Origin of the sequence: Parabacteroides sp. PFB2-10, from assembly GCF_029893085.1 — a bacterium.
Classification (GTDB): domain Bacteria; phylum Bacteroidota; class Bacteroidia; order Bacteroidales; family Tannerellaceae; genus QVMG01.
The window spans coordinates 101,763-114,146 of the sequence record NZ_JARXWI010000003.1 but is presented as its reverse complement, the minus strand read 5'-3'; the positions used below and the strand labels follow the sequence as shown (position 1 = coordinate 114,146).

Annotated in this window: 11 protein-coding genes; 5 read left to right on the top strand and 6 right to left on the bottom strand. The window is 47.8% G+C overall.

The window, feature by feature from the left end:
• Positions 1-363: 363 nt before the first annotated feature.
• The 3 genes from M2137_RS03755 to M2137_RS03745 are packed head-to-tail and all read right to left on the bottom strand — an operon-like array spanning position 364 to position 3,760.
• Positions 364-2,175 carry a sugar-binding domain-containing protein gene (locus M2137_RS03755; protein WP_280765124.1) on the bottom strand — a complete coding sequence of 604 codons (1,812 nt, stop codon included), beginning with the start codon at positions 2,173-2,175 and terminating at the stop codon, positions 364-366.
• A gap of 20 nt (positions 2,176-2,195) precedes the next feature.
• The gene (locus M2137_RS03750) at positions 2,196-3,074 is read right to left on the bottom strand and encodes an NAD kinase (RefSeq protein WP_280765262.1); all 879 of its coding nucleotides are present in this window, start codon (positions 3,072-3,074) and stop codon (positions 2,196-2,198) included.
• 26 nt (positions 3,075-3,100) lie between these two features.
• Positions 3,101-3,760, bottom strand: a complete 660-nt coding sequence (locus M2137_RS03745) for a CBS domain-containing protein (RefSeq protein ID WP_348538025.1) — start codon at positions 3,758-3,760, stop codon at positions 3,101-3,103.
• A gap of 99 nt (positions 3,761-3,859) precedes the next feature.
• Between M2137_RS03745 and M2137_RS03740 the strand changes: the two genes are divergently transcribed.
• The 5 genes from M2137_RS03740 to M2137_RS03720 are packed head-to-tail and all read left to right on the top strand — an operon-like array spanning position 3,860 to position 7,173.
• Positions 3,860-4,585: a pyridoxine 5'-phosphate synthase gene (locus tag M2137_RS03740; RefSeq protein WP_280765122.1), complete on the top strand. Its 726-nt coding sequence runs from the start codon at positions 3,860-3,862 to the stop codon at positions 4,583-4,585.
• Positions 4,586-4,622: 37 nt separating this feature from the next.
• Positions 4,623-5,333: a MotA/TolQ/ExbB proton channel family protein gene (locus tag M2137_RS03735; RefSeq protein ID WP_280765121.1), complete on the top strand. Its 711-nt coding sequence runs from the start codon at positions 4,623-4,625 to the stop codon at positions 5,331-5,333.
• A gap of 6 nt (positions 5,334-5,339) precedes the next feature.
• Positions 5,340-5,750: a biopolymer transporter ExbD gene (locus tag M2137_RS03730; protein ID WP_280765120.1), complete on the top strand. Its 411-nt coding sequence runs from the start codon at positions 5,340-5,342 to the stop codon at positions 5,748-5,750.
• Between the two features lie 6 nt (positions 5,751-5,756).
• Positions 5,757-6,590: an energy transducer TonB gene (locus M2137_RS03725; protein WP_280765119.1), complete on the top strand. Its 834-nt coding sequence runs from the start codon at positions 5,757-5,759 to the stop codon at positions 6,588-6,590.
• A 34-nt stretch (positions 6,591-6,624) separates the two neighbouring features.
• The gene (locus M2137_RS03720) at positions 6,625-7,173 is read left to right on the top strand and encodes a DJ-1 family glyoxalase III (protein WP_280765118.1); all 549 of its coding nucleotides are present in this window, start codon (positions 6,625-6,627) and stop codon (positions 7,171-7,173) included.
• Positions 7,174-7,256: 83 nt separating this feature from the next.
• On the opposite strand, the gene M2137_RS03715 is transcribed toward M2137_RS03720, so the two are convergent.
• From M2137_RS03715 to M2137_RS03705, 3 genes are all read right to left on the bottom strand, one after another.
• Positions 7,257-9,629 (bottom strand): ABC transporter permease, encoded by a 2,373-nt coding sequence (locus M2137_RS03715; RefSeq protein ID WP_280765117.1) that lies wholly within the window; start codon positions 9,627-9,629, stop codon positions 7,257-7,259.
• Positions 9,630-9,645: 16 nt separating this feature from the next.
• The gene (locus M2137_RS03710) at positions 9,646-10,896 is read right to left on the bottom strand and encodes an HlyD family efflux transporter periplasmic adaptor subunit (protein ID WP_280765116.1); all 1,251 of its coding nucleotides are present in this window, start codon (positions 10,894-10,896) and stop codon (positions 9,646-9,648) included.
• Between the two features lie 108 nt (positions 10,897-11,004).
• Positions 11,005-12,339, bottom strand: coding sequence for a TolC family protein (locus tag M2137_RS03705; RefSeq protein ID WP_280765115.1), 1,335 nt, complete (start codon positions 12,337-12,339; stop codon positions 11,005-11,007).
• Positions 12,340-12,384: the final 45 nt, after the last annotated feature.

The following is a 12,384-nucleotide window of genomic DNA, read 5'->3' as shown; positions in this document are numbered from 1 at the left end:
ATATAATTTAACCCGTTGATGCGAAAAAGCAAAGTGTAAGCAAAAAGGCCATTTTACTTTACAAAATGATACGTTAAAAAATGTTTCTCCCGGGAGTTTGTCTCCAAAGTCCCGGGATTTTGGAAAAAATCTCCCGCGATTTTGACAAAATGCAAATTGGAGATTGAAACACAAAATAAAGAAACCAAAGATTTATATATGTCTTTCCTTCAGTATGACAATCCGGAACGAAGTGCCGGCGGGAAACACTTCGGTTTTTGCATACAGGGGGATAGGGTATGGAAACAAATCAAGAAAAAACAAGCCCCGGAAATAGCGTTTGCATTTCCGGGGCTTATATTATAGAATGATCAATAAAAAGCGTTATTGTGGCAAAGCCTTTATCACCTCCTGGTTGATGCGTTTTACCTGCGCCTCGTCGATCTTCATCACTTTGCGGTCGTAGGTCATCAGGCCATTCACCTCTATCTCTACATCGGTGGTCTGCGTATATACGGCTGCGGAGAAACCTCTTTGGATCATTTCTTTCAGTTCGCGGGCATATTTGACATATTCCGCCGTTACCTCACTGCTGTTCTTAAACTGGATATACCCCCAGTTGCGGTCGGGCTGCCATAGATGTCCCTCCAAAGGCAAACCGATTCCGCCGTATTCGCCCAACACATTCACACGCATCGGGTCGGAAAGGAACATACGCGGGCCGGGGTAGTTATGCAGGTCGAGGATATCCCCACAAGCACGGTGGTTACCACCGCTTGCCGGATTCACCAGGCGGGAAGGATCATAAGCGGCTGTCCATTCGGCCACCTTCTCGGTATCGAACTGCCCCCAGGCTTCATTGAACGGCACCCAGATCACGACAGAGGGGTTCGAGATGCAAAGATCCATGATCTCTTTCCATTCCTGGTAGAAGTTGGCAACGGATGCAGCCGAACGTTTTTTGTCTGTTCCGCCGTTATAGACATGTGCCTGCCACTGATTGCCCATATCGCCACTGGGCATATCCTGCCAAACCAACATACCCAGACGGTCACAATGATAATACCAGCGAGCCGGTTCCACCTTCACATGCTTACGGATCATATTAAAGCCCCATTCTTTGGTTTTCACGATATCGAAAAGTAAGGCTTCCTCGGTTGGCGCCGTGTAAAGGCCATCAGGCCACCATCCCTGATCGAGCGGACCATAGTGGAAGAGGTTCTTATTGTTCAACTGCATACGCATAATACCGTTCGCGTCGGGCTTGACGGATATCTTACGGAAAGCGGTATAGGACTTCACCTGATCCGCCACTTTTCCATTTTTTATCAGCGACACCTTCATGTCATAGAGGTAAGGGTTTTCGGTATCCCACAAGGTTGGGTTCTCAACCCCCAGGCGCAATTCTTTTCCGGCAAGTCCCCGAGCGGAAGCAAGCACCCGGCCTTTTTCCAACAACTGCACTTCGATAATCTGAGCCGGATTACAAGAAGAGGCATCGACCGTAACCGACAAGGTGTTGGTGTCGATATCGGGGATGGCTTTGATGAAGGTGATATGATCGGCCGCTACCGGTTCCAACCAAACAGTTTGCCAGATACCCGTCACCGGCGTATACCAGATACCATTGGGGTTTGCCACCTGTTTGCCGCGGGGTTGATAGCCTTTATCGCTGGGATCCCATACGCGAACCACCAGTTTATGTTTTGTTTTACCACCTAAATAGGGAGTGATATCGAATGAAAACGGCGTAAAGCCTCCCTGATGCGAACCGATCAGGATGTCGTTTACAAAGACATCCGCCATCCAGTCGACAGCGCCGAAATGCAAGAGGATATTTTTATTCTTCCAACCGGAAGGAACCGTAAATTCACGTTTATACCAAAGTTCATTCTTCTCGCCTACCTCTTTCTGCACACCCGACAGCGACGATTCTACCGCAAAGGGCACTAATATCTCCCCGTCGAAAGAGGCGGGTTCTGTTTTTCCTTTCGTCTGAATGGCATATTCCCATAATCCATTCAGGTTTTGCCACTCCGCGCGCTCTATCAAAGGACGTGGATACTCAGGCAATACGTTCTGCGGATCTACCTTTTCAGCCCAATCGGTTTTTATCTTATCACCAACGGGTTTCCATTGAGCCTGCACAGCCATCGAAAGAACCAGTGCGGTACAAATCAATACTCTTCGTTTCATGTTATTTAATTTAAGAAAAACTATTTGTTCCGTGAGTCGGCTCCCCACATAAGCTTTTCGCGCAAAGTCTGGTAGAAAGTGTGGTTGTAGCGCTTAACAATCTTGGTGGTATAATCCGCTTTGACAATCCGAAACGAGGCACCGGCAGGAAACACTTCCGAACGTCCGTCTAAGGCGACGAGAAAACTGTCGCTGCGGCTTTCGACCGTCAGGCCGATCACCGTAGAGTCCGGTATAACCAACGGGCGCATATTCAGGGAATGAGGAGCCACGGGGCTAAGCACAAAGCTATTGCTTTGCGGCACAATAATTGGGCCGTTCACACTCATGGAGTAGGCTGTCGAGCCGGTCGGGGTGGCCACCACCAATCCATCCGCCTGGTAAGAAGCAAGAAAGTCGTCATTCAGGGTGGCATGAATGGTAATCATGGAAGAGGTGTCGCGCTTTAAGATAGCCACTTCATTCAGGGCGAAATGGAAGCCGGCAGCAAGCTCTTCCTCGGTCACCAGCTGAAGAAGCGTACGTTCTTCAATGCGGTAGTAATTCTTGAACAGCTCATCCAGGGTATCTTCTACATCGTTTCCCGCGATGTCGGCCAGAAAGCCGAGGCGACCTGTGTTGATTCCCAGGATAGGGATGTTTTGTGAATGGATGCGCGCCGCCGTATGCAGGAAGGTTCCGTCGCCACCGATGCTAAGAGCCACGTCCAGATCCAGCGATCCCTCCTCGGGTAAAAGCCCGGCAATGGAAGGGGTGAAGCGTATTTCTCCGGTAAGAAACAGAAAAAAGCTCTCGTCGACATAGACTTTTGCTTCCAATTGGCGCAACTTCTCAAACAGACGCTTTATGAGGCTTTGCTTTTCATGTAGATAATGACTACCAAAGATCCCTACTTTCATCATGGTATTTCGGAGTTTGAGGGGTTTTACATATTCATATAGTAAAGCAATTCGTTCATCCGCTTCTGCAATATATCATCCACCATACCTTGTTCCATAAAGTGATAGAGAATGGTATAATTGAAGCGTTCGAAACTGCGGATAACAGGGGAGGCATCGTCCAGGTCGATCTTGATCGTGATCAGCATACGGCCGGTATTGGGGTCGGTTGTCGATAAGAGGTTGATGATATGCGCGTTGTTGGACTCCACGATGCGCGCCATGTCCGAAAGTACATAATCCTGTGGGAGTAATTCCAGTGTGATCACACTGCCCGATACGTGGGCGCCGCTTAATTCGGCCATGGCGTCTACTAATTTATCGCGGGTAATCACCCCCAGGTAAACGCCTTCGTTGCTTACGACCGGCAACACACACAAACCATAGCGCCCCATTAGCGCCAAAGCGGTATATATATTCCCGTTCTCTTCTATGGCCGGAGCAAACAAAACAGGGTCTCCTATCTCCTCTTTACTATCAGATATAGTCAACAGATCCTTTTCAGAAATCAACGTTTGGTAGATATTTCCTTCGAGTAACGGCAATTGCCTGACTTTCCAGTCGTCCATCAAGGCAAGGGCATAGGCTGCGCTATCAGACTTTTTTAACACGGGAATATCTTTTGTTATGAAATCTTTCAACAACATTATTCTGTTTATTTAGCAAATACTACTACTTTTGTCACTACGTTTGTGCTTCATGTTTTGTACAAATGTAATGAAAGAAACAGGATTTTACTTGAAAAAATGACAAATTTAAGTGTAAACATTAACAAAGTGGCTACGATCAGAAATGCTCGTGGCGGGAATATGCCGGACATTGTAAAAGTTGCCATCGACTGTGAAGCGTTCGGCGCCCAGGGAATCACGGTTCATCCTCGTCCTGATGAACGACATATCCGTTACAGCGATGTCTATGCCTTAAAGCCTGTTGTTAAAACCGAATTCAATATTGAAGGCTATCCAACGAAAGAGTTTATCGATCTTGTATTAAAAGTAAAGCCGACACAGGTAACACTTGTGCCGGACGCTCCGGATGCCATTACGTCGAATGCCGGCTGGGACGCGAAGACGAACTTCGATCTGTTGAGCGATCTGGTCGATCAGTTTACAGAAAAAGGGATTCGCACCTCTATCTTTATTGGCACGGATCTGCAAAACATGGAATGGGCAGCTAAGACAGGAACCGATAGGGTAGAGCTTTATACGGAACCGTATGCCGCGCAATATGCGAAAGACCGAGAGAAAGCTGTGGCGCCATTCGTGGATGCCGCTAAATTAGTCCGGGAGTTAGGTATGGGACTGAATGCCGGTCATGACCTGAACCTGGAGAATCTGGCCTACTTCCATCAGCAGATACCCTGGCTGGAAGAGGTGTCTATCGGACATGCCCTGATATGCGACGCTTTATACTTCGGACTAAAAGAGACGATCACGCTATACAGAAAGCAATTAGCGGGCGACATAAAATAATCGCAATTATAAAACAATCAAAATAAGAAGCAGAACAATGAGTATGTTATTTGCACTACAAGCCTTAGGGCAGCAGGCGGCAGAACAGCTGCCGGAGTTTACGGACGTAGCCGTTCCGACTGAAGCGGAAATAAATGTGATAGACCTGGCCTTTAAGGGAGGTTGGATTATGATTGTCCTGTTAGCACTCTCCCTATTGGCGATCTATATATTTATTCAACGTCTGCTTGTAATCCGTAAAGCCGGGAAAGTAGACGAAAGCTTTATGAACCGTATCAAAGACTATATCCATGACGGAAAAATAGACTCCGCGTTGAACCTCTGCCGCACCACAGATACTCCGTCGGCACGCATGATCGAGAAAGGCATCACCCGCTTGGGACGCCCGATGAACGATGTGATGGTGGCGATCGAGAATGTGGGCAACCTGGAGGTGGCTAAGCTCGAAAAAGGGTTCCCTCTCATTGCGACAACCGCAGCCGGTGCTCCGATGTTAGGCTTCCTGGGTACGGTAACAGGTATGGTTCGCGCCTTCTTCGATATGGCCAATGCAGGGACAAATGTCGACGTGACGCTCCTCTCGGGAGGGATCTACGAAGCATTGGTGACCACCGTTGGTGGTCTGGTGGTAGGTATTATTGCTCTGTTTGCCTACAATTACTTAGTATCGCAAGTCGATAACGTGGTAAACAAAATGGAAGCCAGCACCATGGAATTCCTGGATTTATTGAATGAACCTGCAAACTAACGCGTTATGGCATTAAAAAGAAGAACTAAAACAGAAGCGAACTTCAGTATGGCATCTATGACAGATGTTATCTTCCTGCTGTTGATCTTCTTCATGGTCACTTCCACTGTAGTTATTCCCAATGCAATCAAAGTCACTCTACCTCAATCTCAAAAGCAAACGGCTGCCAAGCCTTTGACACGAGTAACCATTGATGCAAACTTGAATTACTATGTAGCTGCCGGTAAGCAACGCGAACGGCAAGTGTCTTTTGAAGAAATAACACCCTTTTTGCAGGAGAGCCAGACGATGGAGCCGGATATGTTTGTCGCCCTCTATGCCGATGAAACAGTCCCTTACCGGGAGATCGTGAAGATATTGAATATTGCGAATGAAAATAACTTCAAAATGGTGCTGGCCACTCGTCCGCAACGATAGAAGGATATGAAACTAACAAAAGAGGACACATATAGCCTGATCGGAACATTGGTGTTTCACCTGATTGTGTTTCTTATTCTTTGGTTTACGGTACTCAAAACAGTTATTCCGGAAGAAGACGAAGGCATTTTGGTCAACTTCGGAAACCTGAATGCCGCTGTAGGCACCTTTGAGCCCCGTTATATCGGCGAAACCCCGACAGAACCGGTGATTCCTCCTCCAACCCCCGTTACGCCCAGCCAGAATCAGCAAGAAGAACTGATCACGCAGGATCTGGAAGAGAGCATTGCGCTGAATGCCCAACGGGAAGAAGAGCGCAAACGGGAAGAGGAGCGCAAGCGTCGGGAGGCAGAAGAGCGGGAACGTCAGCGTCGGGAAGAGGCCGAACGCCAACGCCTGGCTGAAGAGAAACGCAAAAAGGAAGAGGAAATCAGTAACCGTGTATCCGGTGCTTTCGGCATGGGTAGTACGGAAGGTACCAGTCAGGGAAATGCTGCAGAGGGAACAGGCAACCAGGGAAATCCGTTTGGGAATGCCGACCAGGGAGCCAACGAAGGCGTTGGCGGCTGGGGAAGTTTCGACCTGAAAGGACGTTCCATCGGAGCAGGTGGTCTGCAACGACCTTCCTATAACGCCAATGTGGAAGGGAAGATAGTCATTGATATTGTGGTAGACTCGCGAGGAAATGTGATCGATGCCCGTACTGGCAAAGGCACAACGATTGAAAATGCCTCCATACGCCAGAGTGCGATAGAGGCAGCGCGCCGCACCAAGTTCAATGCTATTCAGGGATTAGACAACCAAAGCGGAACGATTACCTACAACTACCAATTAAGATAAAGCGCAACGAATCATCATAAAAACAACATGACTTATGAAAACAGCCTTTGTATTCTTAGCAACCGGCTTCGAAGAGACGGAAGCCGTTGGAACAATCGACGTCTTACGACGCGGTGGTATTGAAACAACTGTTGTGTCGATCACAGGAGAAATCATGGTAGAGGGCGCACACGGATTAGGTGTTGTCGCCGATCTCTTATATGAAGACGCGGACCTCTCGGCCGCTGATGCCTTGGTATTGCCCGGAGGAATGCCCGGAAGCAATAATCTGAATGCCTTCAAACCATTGAAAGAGCAGCTTGTCGCACAGGATCAAAAAGGGAAAATCGTAGCCGCCATTTGCGCCGCTCCCCTTGTGTTGGGAGGATTAGGTCTGTTGAAAGGCCGTCGCGCCACCTGTTATCCCAGCTTTGAATCGGCCTTGACCGGAGCCGTTGTCAGCGACGCTGCTGTTGAAGTAGATGGACATGTGATCACAGGACGTGGTCCCGGATTGGTTTTCAACTTCGGTTTAGCCCTTGTCGAAGCACTTCGCGGCAAAGCCGTTGCTGAAGAGGTTGCGGCCGGATTACTATTAGCCTAAAAGAGATCGCCATCACACAAAAGAGTAGCCCCGAGAGAGAGATTCTTTCGGGGCTACTCTTTTTATGAACGCTCAACTATCTTCTATTCGCTCTTCACGCTTTCTGCCGGATTATCGACAGCGGCTTTGAAGCTCTTTATGGCAACCGCGCAAAGAATAATCAGGAACACGACCACGCCACAGCAAAGATAGGTAAGGATAGACACATCTGCCTTTTGCGGGAATTGTTGCATCCAGCGGCTTGCGACTAAAGCAGCTCCCATCCCCCCTATGATCAGGGCTGGCAAGGCTATGCGCGATATGTCTGTAACAAACAGGCGAAGGATATCCATGATAGTGGCTCCGTTTACCTTGCGGATCGCTGTTTCTTTGCGACGACGGTTCATCTCATCACTGGTGTAACCCAAGAGACCGATCAGACAGATAATCAGCGTTATCAATCCACCGATCAACACCTGATCGCGAAAACGCTTGGAGTCGCTATAACGATTCAACAGTTCCGCTTCGTAAGAATAGAGCTGAATATCTTTATCGGGCAACAAACGAACCAACAGATCTTCCACCGCCTTCATACTCTCGGCCGTCAGCTGATGAAATTTGATCTGCATATAATTGGCTGGGGTGGTTGCGCTAAACATAATACTCGGTCGTGTGTCTTCCATGCCGATCGCGCCAATGCGAATGTTTTCATATACGCCGCAAATGGTAAAGGTTCCACCCTCTTCGCTATGTTCGCTAATCAGGATTTCTTTCCCTATGACACCATCGGTCCAATCAACGTATGCCAGTATCTTATTGGCAAAGCTACGGCTCACCATCACCTCATTGGAGGCTCCGTGTTCACGAAACAGACGTCCTTCGATAATAGGGATCCGCATCATGTCAAAATAGTTATTCCCTACCGAATAGAGGTCTGCCACATTGAACACCTCGTTATCACTGTTCGGCAAAGCGATATTATTACCCGACGCCCCATAGAACAATAAAGAGGAAGCGGAAGTCACTTCGACCACTTCGGCCAAACGGCCAACCTCATCGAGCGCTTTCTGACGTAATTCACGATTCACCCCCGCCAGCTCGCAATAGGCAATCTGATCGGCACTGTATCCCGTATCATCATTCACCATAAAGTTATATTGACGAACGATCACCAACAACAACACCGCAAAGAATCCGGCAGCGATAAACTCCACAAACAACAGTCCCAGCTTCCAGAAACGACGGTTCTCATTATAATTGCGGAAAGCGGCGGCCACCGGTATGCGTGAGAACAGATAGCCCGGCAAGAGTCCGGAGACAAGGAATACCACGACGCAAACACCCGCCAACACCCATAGACTCTGCGCGTTAAACAACACGCTGATTTCCTGGTTCAACAATGACTTTATGTTTCCCTGGAAAACAAAGATCAACACAGCGGCCAACAAGAGAGAGGCAAACAGATCCACACATGTCTCCACCAGCATGCGATTAAGGATATTGGGTTCAGACGCGCCATAGCATTTATGAACCGCCATCTCTTTCGACCGGCTCACCAAAGAGGAGATTACAATCAACACATAGTTCAATATCGCCGTTGCCAAAAGAGCGAAAGCCAACAAACCAAGCAACCAGGACATTTGCTTCACCTCTTTACTACCGGAATAGATATCATGCAAGGGCACTAACAGGTAGTTCAATTCCAAGCCCATCTTTTTGATTTCTTCCATCGGCAGACGTTTATTCTTCATCTCATTGATCTCTTCTTCGACACGCTCCATCGAAGTACCGGGACGAAGCTTCACATACGTCGTATAGCGCTCATTACCCAACCAGTTCTCCGTGCCGTCCCACATAAACTTAGAGATAGATTCCATAGAGATAATCATATCATAGCTCAGGTGTGTATTATAAGGCAAGCGCTCAAACACCCCACCGATAGTCAGGTTCTTTCCTTTATTCCCATCGATCCAGATCGTTTGCCCCACCGCCACGGCAGCCCCACCGAGCCGTTCGGCTATCTCATCGGATATCAACACATACATCGGACGCGCGAGCACCTCCCGGGGATTGCCAACCAACATCTTGCGAGGAAATATATCAAACCAGCAAGAGTCGGCCATGATGATATCGGAACGATACTTTTCACCATCAGTGGTATAGAAATGTTCTCCACTATTTAAGACGGTAAAGCGCGATGCATACATCGTTTCCAATATGTCTTCCCGAAAGCCGATGGCTATCCCACCACTTGTGTGGCTCGATTCATCCGGATCGGCATCGCCTATTTTGAAATTCATCTGCACCTGATAGATCTGCTCTTTGTCAGGGAAGAAATCATCAAAAGACTGATCGAAATAGACTTTGGCGATCAACACCAGCCCAACGGCCAACCCTACACCCAGAGACAAGATCTTTATCAGGTTGTTACGTCCCTTTTTGAAAAGAGAGCGGAATATGATTAGTAGATTTTCCATGTTTCTTGTTTTTTGTTTATTCCAGGATCAACACCTCATTGTTCTTATAGCTCTCATAGCTGGAAACGATCACACGCTCACCCGGTTCCAATCCTTCCAATACTTCGTAATACTGCGGATTCTGACGGCCGATACGTATCTGGCGGCGATGTGCCTTTTTGCCCTCTTTATCCAATACAAATATCCAACTACCTCCCGTATGTTGGAAGAAGGTGCCTTTCGGAATGATCACGCTTTCGGTAGGCTGTCCCAGCTCCAGGTTGATATAATAGGTCTGCCCGCTGCGGATATTGTCCGGACGTTCGCCGACAAACAGAAACTCTGTACGGAACTTCCCTTCACGTACCTCCGGAAATACACGGCGGATTGTCAGGCCGAAGGTTTTCCCTTGTCGCTCAAACGTCGCATTCAGTTCGGCACGTACCCGGTCGATATAATGTTCATCGATCATGGCTTCTACTTTATAATCCGACAAATCGTTGATCTGTCCGATCATCTGTCCGGCAGAGATGTTCTGTCCGAGCACCACATTCAATAATCCCAGTTCGCCATCGATTTGCGAACGCACATTCAGGTTCTCCCTCCGCTGGCGAATCAGGCGCATATTCTCCTGCATACTTTCGACATTCTCCTCCATCTGATCGAGTTGCAACGAACGGTAGATCGAATCCTGCAGGATACGTTCGGTAATCAGTTTGTTCTTCCGTTCTGAAAATTCAAAATCCTCTTTTGCCTTCAGGTATTCTTCGCGCGAGATCAATTCCTCGGCATACAGATTCTCATATTGTTGGAAAGTACGTTTGGAACGAGCCATCTCCAAGTCGGTCTGCAACTTGGTATTTTCGTTGTCCAGTTTTTGTTGTTGCATGGTGATCTGCGTATTACGCAGGATATTCATCTGTTCCGTCAGATTGGCTTCCGAAGTAAGGATCGACAGTTCCAGGCTGGAGTTCGACAAGCGGACGATCACATCCCCTTTCCGCACCTGGCTTCCCTCTTCCACCACTTTCTCTTCTACGATTCCGCCCTCCTGCGGACTAAGCTGCACCACCGTGATAGGCTGTACCTGCCCGTCTACACGTACGAAGTCATTGAACATATCGCGGGTCACATTCCCTACGCTAACCCCTCTTGCATCGACACGCAAAGTCGAAGAATGATCTCCAAAAATAATCCAGCCAAGTAAAAGAAGAAAAACAACGCCTCCCGCAATATAAGGGATGTGCTTCTTCTGTATTCCTTTTCTCTTTTCTAATTTTATATCCATGGTTTTTATATTTAATTGACAATTTATAATTTATAATTGATAATTGATAGTTGATAATTGATAGTTGATAATTGAGAATTGATAGGAAATATTATCCATTATCAACTATCAATTATCAATTAGTGGAACTCCTTTATAGTAATCAACCTCTTTGCACTTCAGGAGATATAACAGTTTGCGCTGTAATAGATTAGCCCGCGACATCAGGAGTACGTTCGCGCTGGTTTGTAAGTCAATGGGGCTCATCAGACCCTCTTCGTATTTGCGCAGGGTTTGTTGATAGGCGATGGCATCGGCCGCCTGCTTCTTCTCCATTTGAAAGGTCTCTTTGGCATATCCCTCCCGATCCAATACCGCTTTTTCGATAGCGGTCTGCAATTGGCGCAACACCTCGGTCTGCTGTTCGGCGGCAATGCGCAGGTTATTCTTTGCACGACGGGCATCCGTCAGGCGGTTCAAACGGCTGAACAGCGGAATAGAAAGGCTTACGCCGACCCATTCTCCCCGGTTGTTCTTAAACTGATCTTTAAACGGTGTCGTCTCCCGATCGCTGTTCAACTGCTCAAAATAGGTGGTGTTCACCCCCGCATATAAAGAGATAGTCGGAAAGAAACGCCCTTTCTGTATCAGGTGATTCATTTTGGCCGCCTGCACCTGGTATTCCGCCTGCAGAGCCGTCGGATTCGCTTCGCTGGCTTGTGTGTATATATCGGCAACCGATTCGGCGGGAAGCAGATAGTCGATAGTTGCCACCGTCGTGTCTACTGCCAATACATCCTGCTGCGGGTAGTTCATCAGATCCTTCAGGTTGGCCACCGCCTGATTATATAAATTCTCCTGACGGGTGAGGTTATAATCATCTTCCGCCACCTGTGCTTCCACCAGAGCGAGATCTGCCTTGCTTTTCAAGCCCAGTTCGTTCATGCGTTCAGATTTGTAAAGGGTCGCTTTGCTCTCTTCCAGTTTCTCCCCCGCATATCGCTTGGTTCCCTGGTAATAGACCACATCAACAAAAGCCACCATCACCTTCAAGGCCAGATCATCTTTCGCTTTCTGAATATCATTCATCCCCATCTGACGGTTCACCTTCGAGAGTCGCCAGGTATTCACCAACTGTCCCCCACTAAACAGAGGCATATTCGCATTGAGGCGGTACGAATTATAGAAAGAGGTCGTATTGGTGTACATATTGGTCTCCGGGTCAATCCCACGACCAAAATTATACTCTGCCCCAACCGATCCTTCTAATGAAGGAAAGAAATTGCCTATCGCGGAGGCATATTCCGCTTTGTAGGTATCCTCTTGGTACTCTTTTTGTTTGACCGCCGGACTATATTCTACGGCATATTGCATACAGGCTTCCATGGTCCACTGTCGCTCTTGCGCTTTCAGTAGGGAAGAAAGAAACACTGCTAAAATAAATGTAAATAAGATCTTTTTCATCGTTCAATTATTTTTCTGATAACTAATAGGCAAAGAGCATGCCAA